At 71.8% G+C, this 17,757-nt stretch carries 13 protein-coding genes; all 13 read left to right on the top strand.

Annotated features, from left to right (window positions below; genetic code table 11):
• Window positions 1-1,261 precede the first annotated feature (1,261 nt).
• The 13 genes from ABGB10_RS19590 to ABGB10_RS19530 all read left to right on the top strand — a co-directional run bounded on the left by ABGB10_RS19590 (window position 1,262) and on the right by ABGB10_RS19530 (window position 17,753).
• Complete coding sequence (locus ABGB10_RS19590) at window positions 1,262-1,969, top strand: hypothetical protein (protein WP_347662363.1); 708 nt, start codon at window positions 1,262-1,264, stop codon at window positions 1,967-1,969.
• A 149-nt stretch (window positions 1,970-2,118) separates the two neighbouring features.
• Complete coding sequence (locus ABGB10_RS19585; RefSeq protein ID WP_347662288.1) at window positions 2,119-2,583, top strand: DUF948 domain-containing protein; 465 nt, start codon at window positions 2,119-2,121, stop codon at window positions 2,581-2,583.
• Window positions 2,584-2,612: 29 nt separating this feature from the next.
• Window positions 2,613-2,918, top strand: a complete 306-nt coding sequence (locus ABGB10_RS19580) for a hypothetical protein (protein WP_091401860.1) — start codon at window positions 2,613-2,615, stop codon at window positions 2,916-2,918.
• Entirely contained in the window at window positions 2,915-5,593 is a 2,679-nt protein-coding gene (alaS, locus tag ABGB10_RS19575; protein ID WP_347662287.1) for an alanine--tRNA ligase, read from the top strand. The genes ABGB10_RS19580 and alaS overlap by 4 nt, the downstream gene beginning before the upstream one ends.
• Before the next feature lie 72 nt (window positions 5,594-5,665).
• On the top strand, window positions 5,666-6,124 hold the full coding sequence (gene ruvX, locus ABGB10_RS19570; protein WP_347662286.1) for a Holliday junction resolvase RuvX: 459 nt from the start codon (window positions 5,666-5,668) through the stop codon (window positions 6,122-6,124).
• Entirely contained in the window at window positions 6,124-7,317 is a 1,194-nt protein-coding gene (gene mltG / locus ABGB10_RS19565) for an endolytic transglycosylase MltG (protein WP_347662285.1), read from the top strand. The genes ruvX and mltG overlap by 1 nt, the downstream gene beginning before the upstream one ends.
• A 437-nt stretch (window positions 7,318-7,754) precedes the next feature.
• Window positions 7,755-8,594: a shikimate dehydrogenase gene (locus ABGB10_RS19560; protein WP_347662362.1), complete on the top strand. Its 840-nt coding sequence runs from the start codon at window positions 7,755-7,757 to the stop codon at window positions 8,592-8,594.
• Between the two features lie 97 nt (window positions 8,595-8,691).
• On the top strand, window positions 8,692-10,398 hold the full coding sequence (locus tag ABGB10_RS19555; RefSeq protein ID WP_347662284.1) for a glycoside hydrolase: 1,707 nt from the start codon (window positions 8,692-8,694) through the stop codon (window positions 10,396-10,398).
• Window positions 10,399-10,622: 224 nt separating this feature from the next.
• Window positions 10,623-12,560, top strand: coding sequence for a hypothetical protein (locus ABGB10_RS19550; RefSeq protein ID WP_347662361.1), 1,938 nt, complete (start codon window positions 10,623-10,625; stop codon window positions 12,558-12,560).
• Window positions 12,561-12,639: 79 nt separating this feature from the next.
• Window positions 12,640-13,206 carry a DapH/DapD/GlmU-related protein gene (locus tag ABGB10_RS19545; protein ID WP_347662283.1) on the top strand — a complete coding sequence of 189 codons (567 nt, stop codon included), beginning with the start codon at window positions 12,640-12,642 and terminating at the stop codon, window positions 13,204-13,206.
• A complete protein-coding gene (locus ABGB10_RS19540) occupies window positions 13,199-14,797 on the top strand; it encodes a lipopolysaccharide biosynthesis protein (protein WP_347662282.1) in 1,599 nt (532 codons plus the stop codon). The genes ABGB10_RS19545 and ABGB10_RS19540 overlap by 8 nt, the downstream gene beginning before the upstream one ends.
• A gap of 2 nt (window positions 14,798-14,799) precedes the next feature.
• The gene (locus tag ABGB10_RS19535) at window positions 14,800-16,158 is read left to right on the top strand and encodes an O-antigen ligase family protein (RefSeq protein WP_347662281.1); all 1,359 of its coding nucleotides are present in this window, start codon (window positions 14,800-14,802) and stop codon (window positions 16,156-16,158) included.
• Complete coding sequence (locus ABGB10_RS19530; RefSeq protein ID WP_347662280.1) at window positions 16,155-17,753, top strand: polysaccharide biosynthesis C-terminal domain-containing protein; 1,599 nt, start codon at window positions 16,155-16,157, stop codon at window positions 17,751-17,753. Before ABGB10_RS19535 ends, ABGB10_RS19530 begins: the two co-directional genes overlap by 4 nt.
• Window positions 17,754-17,757: the final 4 nt, after the last annotated feature.

The following is a 17,757-nucleotide window of genomic DNA, read 5'->3' as shown; positions in this document are numbered from 1 at the left end:
CGCCCCGCCGGTGCCCGCGGCCTCCGGCGGCCACAGCGGCGCGACGCCCACGGTCGTCCCGGCCGACGGCACCGGTCGCCGCCGGGCCGCCTCCGACGAGCCGGAGCGGCGTACGCCGGCCGGCGGCGAATCTCGGGCGGACCGCCCGGAGCGGCCCGCCGACTGGCTGCGCCAGGCCGGTCGCCTACCGCACACCGACCCAGGTCTGCCGGTCGTCGACCGCCGAGCGGCCACCCCGCCGCCCTCGGCTCGGCGACCCGCAGCGCCTGGCGGCACAGGGGACATCGTCGACCAGGCGTCCGGTCGACTCGGCGTACCGGACCCGGCCGCGGAGCGCCCCGCCGGCCGCCGCCCCGCCGGCCCGCCGACCGACCCGGGAGCGGATGCACCGACCGGTCGTCGTGCCGTCCGGCCGGACACGTCAGGTTCCACCGGCGAACAGGCTCTGCCCTATCCACCGTCGCCCGGCGGCCGACCCGGCCGGGGTCGGGGTGCTGCGGCGTCCCCTCCGGACCCGACCGGCCGGCGTGGTCGTGCGGCGGCGGGGCCTGGTCCGGACGGGACGCCCGCGCCGGATCCGACCGCCCGGCGACGTCGTCCGTCGGCCGAGTCCGGCCCCGAGGGCCCGGCTGGTCCGGGCCGACCCGGACCCCGCGGCGACGAACCGTACGCCGCTGGACGACCCACACCCGGCGGCGGTCCTGCCGCACCGGCTCGGGGCGCTGCCCGCTCCACCCCACCCGGACGGGTCCGGCCCGGCCCGGGGGAGGCGCCGGCCCCGGGCGCCGGGCGTGGCGGCACCGATGGCCCACCCCGCCCCGGCGCGGAGGCTCGCGGCGCGGCCCGTCCGGAGGGCCCGGCTCGTGCCGCGGTGCCTCCGGGTGTGGACGGCCCGCCGGGTTCGCGTCCCGAGGGCTCTGCTCGTGGCGCGGTGCCTCCCGGTGTGGACGGCCCACCGCGTCCGCGTCCGGAGGGTCCGGCTCGTGCCGCCGTCCGCCCACCGGGCGCCGCCCAGCCGCCCCTCGCCGACGACCGGGGGAGTGGGGCGCCGCTCGGCCGACCCGTCCCCTCCGACCGTGCCGCCGGACGCGCCCTGCCACCGAATCGGGAGCCCGGCCGCGCCGAACCGAGCGGCGTCGCCCCGGTGCCGCCACCCGGCCGCCCCGGCGATCCCGTCGGGGTGGCCCGTGCCGCCGCCGTGGTGCCGTCCCCGTCCGGGCCGGCGGAACGGCCGGCACCGGAGCCGGCCGGCGGCCCCGCGCTGCGTCCCGCCGACCAGGGCTCGCCCGGTGACGCCGACGCGGCGGGCGCCCGGTCCGAGGCACGCCGGGAGTCGCGGGAACGGCGGCGCCTGCGTGCGGCGGTGCTGGCGCTGGTCAGCGTCGTGCTGCTCGGCGCGGTGCCGCTCTTCTTCGGCATCCGGACGTTGAGCCGTGATCCGGTCTTCGACAACCTGGACAAGCTCGACGTGCCGGGTTGGGCGGCCGCGAAGACGGTCGACGACGTCAGCGGGAGCCGGTGGTGTCTGCTGGACTGCCGGCTGCGGGAACGCACCGTCACCTCGGAGAAGGCGCCGGAGGAGACGGCGAAGGCCTACGAGGACGCGTTGCGTCAGGACGGCTGGCAGCCGTGGAAGGTGAGCCGTTGCCCGGAGCAGGAGACGAAGGGCAGCTACACCTGTTGGCGGCGCGACGAGTTGACGCTCGATCTGTGGGTCCGCGAGCCGACCTGCGTGCCGCCGCCGGTCGACGGCGAGCCGGCCGTCGTGCCGTCTGTCGATCCGTCTGCCGATCCGTCGGCCGCTGCGACCGAGTGCACCGGCTCGTTGGTGTCGGTGAAGGTGCGTAACGCGATCGACGACGAGCGGACCAGGCCGCAGCCGACCACCGACCCGTCACTGACCGGAGAGGATCCGTTCCCGACGGTCAGCGGCGATCCGCTGGGTGAGCTGACACCCTCACCGTCGTGAGCCGGGCTCCATCACGGACGGTAGGGTCTGGGGCTGGCGGGCACGCCCGCTACCGATGACCGTCGACGGCGTGGCGGCCGGTACGGGTGCCATGGTTCTGCGTTCCGGGGACGTCGGGTCCTGCGGAACTCTGCTTGAGGAGGACAGGCGTGGGCGACTTTGGAGCGATCGCGGCGCTGATCGCGGCATCCGCGTTCGCGGTGCTGGTGCTCATCCTGACGCTGCCCATCCTGCGGCTGCGGCACACGGTTGACGCCACCACCCGGATGATCAACGACCTCAACGATCGGACCGCGCCGCTGCTCGGTGACGTGAACACCACGGTGAAGAACGTCAACACGGCGCTGGAGCAGGTGCAGACCTCGCTCGACGGCGTGAACCTCCAGTTGGCGAAGGTCGACACGATGACCAGCCACGCGCAGAACGTCACCGCCAACATCGCCAACCTGGCCACCGTCGTCTCCGCCGCGGCCGCCAACCCGCTGGTCAAGGTGGCCGCGTTCGGCTACGGCGTGCGTAAGGCCGCCGCCGGCCGCCGGCACGCCGAGACCGAGCGTGAGGTCCGCGACACCATCAAGCAGCAGCGACGGGCCGCGCGACGCGGCAACAGCTGACCGGCCGGCGCACCAGGAGGTAGCGAGACATGAGGCGCTTGTTCTGGCTCGGCATCGGGGTGGCCGTCGGTGTGATCGTGGTCCGCAAGGCGACCCGGACCGCGCAGGCGTACACCCCGGCGGGCATCGCCAGCTCGCTGACGGAATCCGCTGGCGGGCTGGTCGAGTCGCTGCGTAGTTTCGTGGAGGACGTCCGGGTCGGGATGGCCGAACGCGAGCAGGAGATCCACCACGCGTTCGCCCAGGGCGAGGCGTTCGACGACAAGTTCGCCGACCTGCGGGAAGACCCGCGAATCGGCGATCGAGAAATCTTTCCGGAGGAACACCAGCGATGAAGACGGCGGAGATCAAGCGGCGGTACCTCGCCCACTTCGAGGCGAATGGCCACACCGTGGTGCCGTCCGCTCCGCTGCCCGCCATCAGCGACCCGAACCTGCTGTTCGTCAACGCCGGCATGGTGCAGTTCGTCCCGTACTTCCTGGGTCAGCAGACCCCGCCGTACCAGCGGGCGGTCAGCGTGCAGAAGTGCATCCGTACCCCGGACATCGACGAGGTCGGCAAGACCAGCCGGCACGGCACGTTCTTCCAGATGAACGGCAACTTCTCCTTCGGGGACTACTTCAAGGCCGGCGCGATCCCGCTGGCCTGGGAGTTGTCCACGAAGCCGATCTCCGAGGGTGGTTACGGGCTGGATCCGGAGCGGATCTGGCCGACGATCTACCTCGACGACGACGAGGCGTTCGAGATCTGGCGGTCGGTCGGGGTTCCGGCCGACCGGATCGTGCGCCGGGGCAAGGCGGACAACTTCTGGTCGATGGGCATCCCCGGGCCGTGCGGTCCGTCGTCGGAGCTGTTCTACGACCGGGGTCCGGAGTACGGCCGCGAGGGTGGTCCGGCGGTCGACGAGGACCGGTACATGGAGTACTGGAACCTGGTCTTCATGCAGTTCGAGCGGGGTCCGGGCACGACCAAGGAGGACTACCCGATCCTGGGTGACCTGCCGGCGAAGAACATCGACACCGGCATGGGCCTGGAGCGGATGGCCTCGATCCTGCAGGGCGTCGACAACCTGTACGAGATCGACGAGGTCCGACCGATCCTGACCCGGGCGGCGGAGCTGACCGGCAAGCGGTACGGCGCGCACTCCGGCCACGTGGCGAGCGAGTCGCACCCGGACGACGTGCGGCTGCGGGTGATCGCGGACCACGTGCGGACGGCGTTGATGCTGATCGGCGACGGGGTGACCCCGTCGAACGAGGGTCGCGGGTACGTGCTGCGCCGGATCATGCGGCGGGCGATCCGGTCGATCCGGCTGCTGGGCTGGCAGGACCGGGCGCTGCCCGAGCTACTGCCGGTGGCGCGGGACTGCATGGCCCCGTCGTACCCGGAACTGGCGACCGACTTCGACCGGATCGCGGACTACGCGTACGCGGAGGAGGAGGCGTTCCTGTCCACCCTGCGGGCGGGCACGACGATCCTGGACACGGCGATCGCGGAGACGCGTACCGCGGGCGGTTCGGCGCTCTCCGGGGCGAAGGCGTTCCAGTTGCACGACACGTACGGCTTCCCGATCGACCTGACCCTGGAGATCGCCGCGGAGCAGGGCCTCACTGTCGACGACGAGGGTTTCCGCCGGTTGATGGCCGACCAGCGCACCCGCGCCAAGGCGGACGCGCAGGCGCGCAAGACCGGGCACGTCGACCTGTCGGCGTACCGGTCGGTGCTGGACGCGGGTGGGCCGGTGACGTTCACCGGGTACAGCGAGGTGTCCCGCGAGTCGACGGTGCGGGCGCTGCTCGGCGCCGACGGCCCGCGTCAGGCGGCGACCGAGGGCGACACCATCGAGCTGGTCCTCGACACGACCCCGTTCTACGCCGAGGGCGGTGGACAGCAGCCCGACCAGGGCATGATCACCGTTGGTGGCGGGCAGGTCGAGGTGCTCGACGTACAGCAGCCGGTGCCCGGCCTGATCGTGCACCGCGCCCGGGTGATCCGGGGTGAGGTGCGTGCCGGCGAGGCCGGTTTCGCCGAGATCGACACGACTCGGCGCCGGGCGATCTCCCGGTCGCACACCGCCACCCACCTGGTGCACCAGACCATGCGGAACTTCCTCGGCGAGTCGGCCACCCAGGCGGGGTCGCTGAACGCGCCCGGCCGGCTCCGGTTCGACTTCAACACCCCGACCGGGGTGTCGCCGAGTGTCCTGCGTGATGTGGAGCAGCAGGTCAACGAGGTGCTGCTGGCCGACCTGGAGGTGCACGCCTTCATCACCTCGTTGGACGAGGCGCGGCGGATCGGTGCGATGGCGCTCTTCGGCGAGAAGTACGGCGAGGAGGTGCGGGTCGTCGAGGTGGGTGACTACGCCCGGGAGCTGTGCGGTGGCACGCACGTGGCCCGGTCGGCCCAGCTCGGCCTCGTGAAGATCCTCTCCGAGTCGTCGATCGGCTCCGGTGTCCGCCGGGTCGAGGCGTTGGTCGGCATGGACGCCTTCGGTTTCCTGGCCAAGGAGCACCTGCTGGTGTCCCGGTTGGCCGAGCTGTACCGGGTGCCCAACGACCAGGTCGCCGACCGGGTGGAGCAGACCGTCACCCAGCTTCGGGACGCCGAGAAGGAGCTGGAGAAGCTCCGCGCCCAGCTGGTGCTGGGTGGCGCGGCGGCGCTCGCGGCGCAGGCCAAGGACGTGCGCGGGGTCGCGTACGTGGGCACCGAGGCGCCGGAGGGCGCGGCCGGAAACGACGTGCGGACGCTGGCCCAGGAGATCCGCGGCAAGATCGACCCGGCGCGGCCGGCGGTGGTCGCCGTGGCGGCCCGGTCGAACGGCAAGGCGTCCCTGGTGGTGGCGGTCAACGCGGCCGCGCGCGGTCGGGGCCTGGCGGCGTCGGATCTGGTGAAGGCGGCGTTCTCCGGGCGCGGCGGCGGCAGCCCCGACCTGGCCCAGGGCGGCGGTCTGCCGGCGGCCGAGGCGCCGAACCTGCTGCTCACCGTCGAGAAGGCGATCACCGAGGCGTGATGGACGATCACTGTCGGTCAGGGCGGGCCTTTCGGCCCGCCCTGGTTCGTACCCACCCGGTGGTGACCGTCGGTGGCTGACATGACGCGCGGTGTGCGGATCGGCGTCGACGTCGGTCAGGTGCGGGTGGGGGTTTCGCGCTCGGATCCGGACGGGATCCTGGCGACGCCCCTGGTCACGCTCGCTCGTGACCTCACGGCGGCACCGGACGCGGTCCCGAGCGACCTCGCCGAGCTGGCCGCGTTGGTGGCCGAACATGAGGCCGTCGCGGTTGTCGTCGGCCTTCCGGTCAATCTCGCGGGCAAACACGGCCCGGCGGCTGTCCACGTGAAGGCGTACGCTGACCGACTGGTCGATGTGATAGCGCCCGTCCCGGTAACGCTCACTGACGAGAGGATGTCGACCGTGGTCGCTTCTCGTAGGCTTGCCGAGCGTGGCGTCCGAGGTAAACGTCAACGTGCGGTTGTCGACCAGGCGGCCGCGGTGGAGATTCTGCAGAGCTGGCTGGACGCGCAGCGGAGGCGGACGTAATGATCGACGATCTGGACCTTGGGTTCGACGAGCCGGAGCGGGGGGAGAAGGGCCGGCACCGGCGCGGCTTCCGCAAGCGCAACGGCAGGTCCGGTGGCGGCCGGGGCAAGACCTTCCTGGCGTTGTTGATGGCTCTGGTCCTGTTGGGTGGCATCGGCGGCGTCGCGTTCTACGGCTTCGACCGGATCCAGAACTACTTCGTCACCCCCGACTACGACGGTGCCGGGGCCGGTGAGATCACCGTCGAGATCAAGAACGGGGCGCTGCTCGCCGACATGGCCGACGCCCTCGTCGCGGCCGACGTGGTGAAGAGCCAGAAGGCGTTCATCGAGGCGGCCGAGGCCAACTCACGCAGCAAGAACATCCAGCCGGGCACGTACAAGCTGCGCAAGCAGATGAGCGGCGCCAGCGCGGTCACCGCGATGCTCGACCTGAAAAACAAGATCGTCAACGGCCTCACCATCCCCGAGGGCCGTACCGCCAAGAACATCTACAAGCTGCTCTCCGACAAGACCAAGATCCCGGTGAAGGACTTCGAGGCCGCCGCGAAGGACCCGGAGGCGCTCGGCGTCCCGGACTGGTGGTTCGCGCGCGAGGACGGCAAGAAGGTCGTCAAGTCCGTCGAGGGCTTCCTCTTCCCGGACACCTACGAGATCCCGCCGAAGGCCACCGCGGAGAGCATCCTCAAGCTGATGGTGGACAACTTCCTCTCGGTGTCCGGTGAGATGAAGTTCGCCGACCGGGTGCAGAAGGAACGCAAGGTCAGCCCGTACGAGGCGTTGATCGTGGCCTCGCTGGCCCAGGCCGAGGCGGGCAACAAGGACGACCTGGGCAAGGTCGCCCGGGTGGCCTACAACCGGGTGTACGGCGAGTTCAACTGCAACTGCCTGGAGATGGACGTCACGGTCAACTACTACCTGGAGTCGATCGGCAAGCCGACCAAGTCGTCCAAGCAGATGACGGCGGCCGAGCTGGACGACCAGAAGAACCCGTACAACCGCAAGCTGCGGGGTCTGGTCCCCACCCCGATCAACAACCCGGGTAAGCAGGCCTTGGAAGGGGCGATGGCCCCGCCGACGGGCAAGTGGCTCTACTTCGTGGCGATCGACAAGGAGGGGCACTCCGAGTTCGCCGAGACGTACGAGCAGCATCAGCGTAACGAGGCGAAGGCCCGGGAGGCCGGCATCATCTGACCGGCCCTGTCGCCGATATCAGAAGGCTCCCCTCCCGTTGACCGAAAATGCGGTCGCGTCGGGAAGGGAGCCTTTTGATATGTGCGCGGCTGTCGCGTCATCGTCAATTCAGGAACGTCCGGACCAGCTGCCCGCCGCCGGGTCGGCCTTCGCGGGCGCGGGCCATGATCAGCGAAGGACGGAAGACCGCGGCAATCGCGATAAGGGCACGCAGAAGGCGTTTGTAGAAGGTTCCCCACTTTCGGATCGGTCGTACGATGGCCGGAATGCTTTCGCTCTCGTCGATGGCCCGTAAAGCGAAAGTCGGGCCGTCGAGCGTCGTCCGCAGCCCGGTTCTCTGGTGGTCTGGCCGGCAGGCTCGGTAGGGTCGATCCGAGTCTTGCGGGAGGGCGGAGAGTGATGCGGAACACGGCAGGGGTCCCGGGTGGTGCGGGGTGATCGTGGCGACCCGTCGGGCTGCGGTGCTGGGCAAGCCGATCGCGCACTCCCTCTCGCCGGTGATCCACACCGCCGGTTACGCCGCCGCCGGGCTGACCGGGTGGTCGTACACCCGGATCGAGTGCGCGGCGGCGGAGCTGCCGGATCTGGTCGCCGGCCTGGGCCCGGAGTGGGCCGGGTTGTCGGTGACCATGCCGGGCAAGGAGGCCGCGCTCGCCGTGGCCGCGCAGGCCTCGCCGGTCGCCGTCGCCGTCGGCGCGGCCAACACGTTGGTACGCCGTCCGGACGGCTCCTGGTATGCCGACAACACCGACGTCGCCGGCATGGTGCGGGTGCTGACCGCGGCCGGGGTGAGCGCGGGTGCCGCGGTGACGGTGCTCGGCGCGGGCGGAACGGCCCGGGCGGCGTTGGCTGCCGCCGCGCAGGTGGGCTGCCCCGCGGTGACGGTGGTCGCCCGCCGACCCGAGGCGATCGACGAGCTGCGGCCGGTGGCCGACGCACTGGGTGTCGTGCTGACACCCGCGGGCTGGGCCGACGCACACCGCCACCTCCGCACCGCTGACCTGGTGGTCTCCACCGTGCCGAAGGGAGTCGCCGACCCGTTGGCCGGCACGGTGGCCTGGCGGCCGGGGACGGTGCTCTTCGACGCGATCTACGACCCGTGGCCGACGCCGTTGGCCGCCTCCGCCGCTGCGGCCGGCCTCCGCCTGGTGTCCGGTCTGGATCTTCTGCTGGCGCAGGCGATCGGCCAGTTCGAGCAGTTCACCGGTGTGACCGCCCCGGTCGAGGCGATGCGCGGAGCGCTGGCAGAGGCGACGTCGGTCGATTTCCTTAGCTGACGGTTAAGACGCGCTTACGGAAAACTGTCCTACCTGCGACCTGCGCTGGTCATCGATACGCTGCTCACCGTTACGGACGCAGACACAGGGAGTTTCCTTGACCAGGCACGGACTGCACCGCATCACCCGGTTCCGCTCCGGGCCCCGGCGCAAGGCGATCGCCATCGGCGTGGTCGGCGGGTCGGTGGTGGCCGGCATCGTGGCGACCATGATGCCGCTGCTGGCCAGCGACGATCTGTCGATCCGAGCGGTGGCGGACACCACCGCGACCACTGTGTCGCAGGACGGTGACAACTCCGCCAAGACGACCCTGGCCACCTGCGCGACGCGGTGCGACGGCAACCCGCGCGGTGGTCGCCAGGCGGTCATCGAGTTCGCGGTGACCACGGTGCCGGCCGCCGCGGTCAACGTCCGGGCGACGCTGCGGGTGCACGCCTGGCAGCAGTTCGCCGCCACCGTGACGGCGAACGCCTCGCCGCTGAGCGCCCGGGAGGCGCGGCCGACCCTCGGCCCGGCCGGTGACGTGCTGGACAGCGTGAACGGTGTGTCCAAGGGCTTCAACGAGTGGGATGTCTCCAAACTGGTCACCGGCAACGGGATCTGGACGGTCTCGCTGGTCCAGGCCGGCCTGGAGAGCCGGATCTACTGGGCGTCGGTCGAGAACCGTAGCCCGGACCTCCGCCCGAGCCTGGTGATCAGCTACGACCTCGGGTCCCGGCCGTCAGCGCCGCCGACCACCCGGCCCGCACCGCCGCCGACGCCGAGCGCCTCGCCGACCACCGCCTCGCCGAAGCCCTCGCCGACCGTCGCACCCACCCGGACGGCGACCCCGAGCGCGAGCAGCACACTGCCGACTGGCAAGTGCGGGTCCGTGTCGGACAAGCTCGTTCCCTCCTGCGGCGCCTGGTGGGGCATGTACTCGCCGGCCGGCTCTGCCGGCGGCTGGGACCACGGCAAGGCCGTCACCGACGTGGAGGCGCAGGTCGGCCGCAAGTTCGACATCGTGCACCGCTACCACGACTTCTCCAACACCGGCAGCAACGGCGCCTTCCCGGACGCGTACGAGCAGCAGCAGATGCGCGAGGGCCGGCTCATGTTCTTCGCCTGGGAGTCCCGCAACTTCTCCACCGGCACCACGCTGAAGTGGTCCGATGTCTACAGTGGTCGGCAGGACGAGACCATCGACGCGGTCGCGGGTCGCATCCGCGCCGCCGGCGTGCCGGTTTTCATGGGCTTCGACCACGAGCCCGAGGACGAGCCGAACAAGGGCAGCGACGCCGACTTCGTCCGCGCCTGGCGCTACGTCCACGAGCGGTTCGCCCGGGCCGGCGCGAGCAACGCGGTCTGGGTCTGGACGATGATGGGCTGGTCCGGCCACTACTCGCGCTACGCCGGCCTGTACCCCGGTGACCGGTACGTCGACTGGGTGGCCTACGACCCGTACAACTTCCACGTCTGCAACGGCAGCACGGTGTGGAAGAGCCCGAGCACGACCGTGGGCGGTTTCTACCGGTGGCTGGACGACAACGGCATCGGCGCCGGCAAGCCCCGGATGCTCGCCGAGTTCGGCACCAACTTCGACTCCGCCGACCCGGGCGCCAAGCAGCGCTGGTTCCAGGAGTTCCCGGCGGCGCTGAAGGCGCACCCCAAGATCAAGGCAGCCATCTACTTCAACTCGGCCGGCATGACCAGCCGGACGTCGACCTGCGACATGACGATGAACCACAACGCCGCGGCACTGGCCGGCTTCGCGAAGGCCGGGCAGGACCCGTACCTGCGGCAGCCCACCGGGGGGAGCCGCTGACCTCCACGACGACGCGCTGACGGAACGCCGTTCGCCGGGGGTCGGGCACTTGACCTCCCGGCGTTCTGTCGGCTAGCGGATTCATGCACCGCCCAATCGGCGGATTTTGTTAACCAGGCTGGACGAGGCACGCTACCTCGGGTTCTCATCCAATCTGGAGGCGCAGCGTGCCCAAACTCTCGCACTTGTGGCGTTTTGCAGGACGACGTCGTGCTCGGGCGGGGGTGGTCGCGTTGGCGATCGTCGCCGCGGTTCTAGGCGTGCCCACCACCGCGTCGGCTGCGGTCGTACCGGTCCCGGAGACGGCGACCCTGGTGTCGGCGAATCCCGCCGACACCACTCCGCACGCCCGAGACGGTGAGACCCGTGCCTTCGCACAGGTGGGCAACACCGTCTTCGTCGGCGGCAGCTTCACCCAGCTCCGGCAGACCGCCGCCTCCGCGTGGGTGACGCAGCGCTACCTCTTCGCGTACGACCGGACCACCGGGACCATGTCCACCACCTTCCTGCCGGTGCTCGACGGGGCGGTCAACACGCTTCTCGCCGGCCCCGGCGGCACGCTGATCGTGGGCGGCGCCTTCAAGAACGTCAACGGCGTCTCGCGGAAGAACCTGGTCGCGCTCGACCCGTCGACCGGCGCGACCATCGACAGCTGGGTCGGGCGCTCCGACGGTGGCACCGTCCGTGACCTGGCTCTGCACGGCAACTGGTTGTACGTCGCCGGCGCGTTCAACTGGCTCAACGGCACCGCGCACGTCGGTCTCGGCCGGCTCGACGCGACCACCGGCGCGATCGACCCGAGTTTCGTCATCGACGCGACCGTCGGACGGCACGGCACCACGTCGTACGTCTGGACCATCGACGTCACGCCGGACGGCGACACGCTTGTCGTCGGCGGCAACTTCACCCTCGTCAACGACCTGGCGCGCAACCAGATCGCCCTGGTGGACGTCTCCGCGACGCCCACGTTGATCGACTGGAGCAGTGACAAGTTCGTCGCGCCCTGCGCGTCGCCGGCGACCTTCGTGCACTACGTGCAGGACGTGAAGTTCGGCGGCGACGGCACGTGGTTCGTGGTCGGCACGAACGGCGGCGGCGGCTGGCCGTCCGCGTACTGCGACGCCCTGGTCCGCTTCGAGACCGCCGCGCGGGGCGGCGGCCAGCTCGCCACCTGGGTCGACTTCACCGGCAACGACACCATCACCTCGGTCGAGGTCGCGGACAACGTGATCTACCTGGGCGGGCACTTCCGTTGGCTCAACAACCCGAACGCCAGCGACAAAGCGGGCTCGGGCGCCGTCGACCGACTCGGCATCGCCGCCGTCACCCCGGCGACCGGTATGCCGGTGAACTGGAACCCGCGGCGCAGCGGCAGCGCCTCGATGCCCTCGGGCACCAGCAACTGGGGCTCCTCGGTGCCGGTGCTCTGGCGCGGGTCGGACGGCCTCTACTTCGGGCACAACTCCGACGGCATGGGCGAGGAGTACCACGGCCGTCTCGGCATGTTCCCGCTCGCCGGTGGGCGTACCTTCACGCCGAAGAACCCGCCCGCCGCCACCACCGGCAACCTCTACCTGAACACCGCCTCGGGCACCCTGGCGAAGGTGCCGTTCGACGGTGCCGCGCTGGGCACCCCGGTCACTGTCAGCCAGCCCGCGTACACGTCGGCCGGCGCGACCTGGCGGGTGGACGACCGGATCTACTGGTCGCACACGGTGGCCGGCACCCCCACCGGCAGCCGGATCGACGTGTCGCTGTTCAACGGCGGGGCGATCGGCTCTCCGTGGGAGGCGTCCGGATACAACGACTGGTACAACCCGGCGCTGCTGACCGGCGCGTTCTTCCTCGACGGCCGGCTCTACTACACCCGTACCGGGGCCAACAACCTCTACTACCGCTACTTCGAGATCGACGGCAACTACCTCGGTGCCACCGAGTTCACCCTGCCGACGACGGGCGTGACCTGGTCCGGAGTGCGTGGCATGGCGTGGGTGGGCGGCCGGATCGTCTACGGTGCCACTGACGGGGCTCTGCGTAGCGTGCCGTTCGACCCGACGGCCGCGCCGACCGCAGCGGTCAACGGTGCCGCAGCGACTGTCATCACCACGGCGACGCCCGAGTTGTCCTGGTCTACCCCATCGACATTCTTCTCCGTAGAGTAACGGTCAACCGTTCGTAACGAAGCATCGGTAGATTGTTCACGTTGGGCCGGCGGCGGGGTACACCGCTGCCGGCCCCACGATGTGGGGAGGGTCCTTGCTCGGCGCCGCTGGCATCCGTAGAAAACGCGCGGTGCGTCTGATCTTCGCGGTCAAACGCGGCTGGTACCAGCTCCGCTATCGGCAGTTGACGCTCGGCCGCGATGTCGAGATCCGTGGTCGGATCCGGCTGCGCCGCGGGGTGCGGGTGACCATCGGTGACCGCACCCGGTTGAACAAGCTCGTCCGTTTCGCCGGCCCCGGCGAGGTACGCGTCGGGGCCGACTGTCTGCTCAACGCCACCTGGATCGGCACCTGGACGTCGGTGACCGTGGGCGACCGCTGCCTCCTGTCGGACTGCGAGCTGCTCGACAACGACTTCCACAACCTGCCGCCCGCGCAGCGGCACGAGCCGCCCGGCCCGGCCACCCGTGCGCCGATCGTGCTGGAGGACAACGTGTGGGTCGGCGCGCACGCACTGGTGATGAAGGGCGTCCGGGTCGGCCGGGACAGTGTCGTGGGTGCGGCGACGGTGGTCCGCACGGACGTACCACCCGGTGTCGTGGTCGTCGGCAATCCTCAACAGACGGTGAAGAAGTTCCATGACTGATGCAACGCCCGGCCCCTGGTCCACGGACGGCCCGACCTCGGGGACCCCCGGCACCGTGACACTGACCGACCTGCTGCGGGTGCCGCTGCACCGGATACGGCTGGTCGCGGCGGTGGCGATGGTCGGTCTGCTCGCCGCACTCGGCTACGTGCTGCTCGTGCCGGCGGCGATGAGCGCGAGCGCCGTGGTGGCGGTCCGGCCGGTGGTCACCGACGCGTTCACCCCCAGCGGCGCGGGTGCCGACCGCGCGGTCAACATGAACGTGGAGAGTGGCATCGCCACCGGCACCGAGGTGGTGCAGCGGCTCGCCAACTCCGCCGGCGGCGACCCGCGGGACATCCGTAACGCGCTGGAGGTCGAGGTGCCCACCGGCGGGCAGATCCTGCGTTTCACCTACCAGGCGGGCGAGGCGCAGCGTGCGGTGCAGAGCGCCAACATGGCCGCCCAGGCCTACCTGGACGTGCGACGCACCATGTACGAGCAGCAGCGCGCCGAGATGCTGCGCTCCTACGACGCCAGCATCACCAAGGTCGTCGCCCAGCAGACCGCGCTCCAGAAGCGGGCGAGCACCGTCAAGGACACCGCTGCGGGGGACGCGGTGGTGGCCGAGTTGGCCGGAATCAACAACCAGCTCACCCAGCTCAACGCCGCCCGCACCGAGATCGCCGCGGTCGACGTCAACCCCGGCTGGGTCACCCAGACCGCGGAGAAGGCACTGGTCACCTCCGCCGGGCACCGGCCGCTCTACCTGGTCGCCGGCCTGCTCGGCGGCGCGTTGGTCGGCATCGTGCTGGCGTACGCCTGGGAGTCGACCGACCGGCGGGTCCGCTCGGTCGCCGACGGCCGGGACGCCACCGGGCTGCCGCTGCTCGGCACGGTGCGCCGGCCGGCGCTGCGCGGCAGCCCACGGGCGGTCGACGCCGATATCCGGTACGTGGCGATGGCGGTCGCCGAACGGGTCCGCCAACCCGCCCGGGTGGCGCTGGTGACCGCCCGGGAGGACGCCACCGCGCTCACCGCTGGACTCGCGGTGGCGCTCGCCGCCGACGGTCGGGAGGTCTTCGTCGCCGACGACAACGGGCGCGTCGAGCGACTGCGCACCGCCGTCCTCGCCGACCGGGGGCGGCTGCCCATCGACCCGTCCCGACCGCTGGTCCCCAAGCCTCGCCCGGCCGGCAGCACCTCGACTGCCGCTGGCGGCGCGGAGGGCACGGCCACCCGCCGGCCCTCCCCGCACCCGCCCGGCGCCCGTCCGTCCACCGACCCGGACGCCACCCTGACGCTGCCCCGGGTGGCGTCGGCCCGCCCGGAGAACGGTCGGGTCACCGACCCGGACGAGGTGGCCGTGGGTGTGGGCAGTGTCCGGTTCGGCACCTGGCGACAGGGCGCGGACCACGGCCTCGTGCTGTTCAACGCCCCACCGGCGGAGTCCGACGAGCGCGGCGTCGCGGTTGCCCGGCAGGGCAGCGCGGTGGTGGTCGTGGAACGGGACCGCACCCGGCAGAGCGACCTGCGCCGCCTGGTGGAGCGGCTGCGTGCCGCAGGCGTCACCCCGCTGGGCTTCGTGCTCACGCGTAACGGCCGGGCCTGAGCGTGTCGGTCACCCGCGCCCCGGCGACCGAACCGCCGCCCGGAGGCGTTCCGGCCGTCGTCGTGCCCGCACCCCGGCCCGCGCCGCCCCGGCTGCCGATCTGGCCGTTGTCGCTGATGTTCGGCCTGGTGCCGCTCTGGTGGTTGCTCGGAGCGTTCTACCTCGGTTGGCCCCTGCTGGGCGCGTTGCTGTTGGCGCTGCTGTTCACCCGAGGGCGGGTGCCGCTGCCACCGGTGGTGGGCATCTGGCTGCTCTTCCTCGCCATCGTGCTGGTCAGCGCCACCCAGCTCGCGTCGCCCGCCTCGCTGCTGACGTTCGCGCTGCGCCTGGCCTTCTACCTGACCGCGCTGGTGGTCGGGGTCTACGTCTACGCCGCCGCCCGGGAACGGGCCAGCCTGGTGGCGGTGCTCACCCCGCTCTGTGCGTTCTGGTTCGGGTTGGTGGCGCTGGGTTGGCTCGGGGTGCTGGTGCCCCGACTCGCGATGACCACCCCGATGGAGGTGCTGCTGCCCGGAGGGGTGGCCGGCACCCCGTTCATCCAGGACATGGTGCACCTGACCACGGCTGAGTACAGCGCCCGTTCGCTGAACCCGATCTACCGCCCGGCCGCGCCGTTCGCGTACACCAACAACTACGGCAGCGCATACGCGATGACCATGCCGTGCGTGGTGGCGTACGCGATGCTGCGCCGGCAGGGGGTGCTGCGCTGGGCGCTGCTGGCGTCGCTGCCGCTGTCGCTCGCGCCGGCGTTCCTCACCCTCAACCGGGCGATGTTCCTCAGCCTCGGCGCCGGGCTGGCGGTGCTCGGGGTGCGGGCCAGCCTGCGCGGCAACGTCCGGGTCGCCGCGTCCATCGTCGGGGTCGTGGTGATCGGCGCGTTGGCGACGTTGTTCATTCCGATCACCGACCTGATCAGCCAGCGGGTCGACTCCAGTGACACCAACACCGATCGACTCTCGCTCTACACCGAGGTGATCCGTCGGGTGCAGGAGTCGCCGTGGTTGGGCTACGGCGCGCCGGTGAACGTCGACACCGTGTCGGCGGCCGCCCCGATCGGCACCCAGGGTCAGCTGTGGATGGTGCTGTTCAGTCACGGCGTACCCGCGCTCGTCTGTTTCCTGGCCTGGTTCGTCGCGTCCGCGGTGATCTGCGCGCGGGCGACCTCGGCGGCCGGGCAGTGGTTGGCGGTGGTGCCGGTGGTCTGCCTGGTCCAGGTCCCGTTCTACGGCATGGCGAACCAGAACCTGTCGGTCGCGTTCTTCGCGGTCGCCTTCGCGATGGCGCTCACCGAACGCGAACGGCTGACCCGGTTGGCCGTACCGCGACCGCCGGCCACGCGGGACGCGGCGGTGCCCGCATGACCGCCGCCACCCGACCTCCGGCCGTCCCGGACGAGCCGGTCGCAGGCGCGGCGGCAGGTTCGGCGGAGACCCGCCGCAGCGCGCGCAGCGGCGTCACCGGGCTGCTCGGCGCGGCCACCAGCGGGCTGTTCGGGTTCCTGCTGGCCGTGGTCATCACCCGGGGGTACGGCACGGCCGGCGCGGGCGCGTTCTTCGCCTCGATCGGGGTGGTCACGGTGGCCACCGCGGTCTGCACGCTCGGGGCGGAGACGGGTCTGATGTGGGCGCTGCCCCGCCGCACGGCCGGCGCGCGTGGGGACGCGGCGCGGCTGCTCCCGGTGGCGCTGATCCCGCCGCTGCTGGCCGGGCTCCTGGTCGCCGGCGTCGGCGTGCTGGCCGCGGACGCGCTCGCGCCCCGGCTGCTACGCGGCTCCGGCGCGAGCGGCGACGCGCTGCTCACGGTCACGTTCGCGGCGGTGCCGGTGGTGGTCGCGATGACCCTGTTGCTGGCCGCGCTGCGCTGCGTACGGCCCATCCGGGCGTACGTCGGGGTGCAGTTCCTCCTGTTGCCGATCGCCCGCCCGGTGCTGGTCGGCGCCGCCGCGCTGGCCGGCGGCGGCCTGCTCGCCGGCATGACCGGCTGGTTGGTGCCGGCGGCGTTGGCGCTGCTGGTCTGCCTCACCCTGGTCGCCGGCCCGCTCGGGTTGGGCCGGGGCGCGACGCTCGCACCGACCCGCTCCGACTGGTCGACGTTCTGGCGCTTCGCGCTGCCCCGGGCCGCCTCGGCGGCCATCGACGCGGGCAGCATGTGGGTGGGTGTGCTGCTCACCTCGGTGCTGGCCGGGCCGGCGGACGCCGGCGTGTTCGGCGCGGTCGGCCGGTACGTGCTGGCCGGTCAACTGGCCATGCAGGGGCTGCGGGTGGCGGTGTCGCCGCAGTTGTCCCGGCTGCTCGGTCGCGGCGAGCGGGCGGCGGCGGCGGCCGTGCACCGGCAGTTGACCAGCTGGGGGCTGGTGCTGTCCTGGCCGGTGTACCTGCTGCTCGCGGTCTTCGCGTCGGCGTTCCTGCACCTGTTCGGGCCGGAGTTCACCGCTGGCGTTCCGGCGCTGACGGTGCTCGCGCTGGCGATGCTGGTCAACACCGGGGTGGGCAACGTGCAGAGCCTGCTGTTGATGGGCGGGCGCAGCGGGCTGCACCTGGTGGCCACCGTGGCCGGGTTGACGGTGACCGTCTCGTTGGGCCTCTGGTTGATCCCCCGCTACGGCGCCACGGGCGCGGCGGTGGCCTGGGCCGCCGGCATCGCCACCGAGAACCTCACCGCGGCCGGCTTCGCCCGGTCGGTGGTCCGGGAGCCGCTGTTCGACGCGGCGATGGTGCGGGCCGCCGGCGCCACGGTCGCCGGGGTGGGGCTGGCCGCCGCCGCAGGCGTGCTGGCGGGCGGTCGAGGCCTGCCCGGCCTGGCGGTGGCGCTGGTGGTGCTGCTGGCCGGCTGCGTCGGCATGTTGACGTTGCCCCGGGTGCGCGCCGGCATCCGGGGGACCATGAGGCAGATCCGTGGAGGGGACCACGCGGCTACGGCCGCCGAGCCCAACCCGGCATCGACGAGAGGCAGGTGAGGTC

Source organism: Micromonospora sp. B9E7 (genome assembly GCF_039871815.1).
GTDB lineage: Bacteria > Actinomycetota > Actinomycetes > Mycobacteriales > Micromonosporaceae > Micromonospora.
The sequence above is the reverse complement of the archived record's forward strand: the minus strand, read 5'-3'. Positions and strand labels throughout refer to the sequence as shown.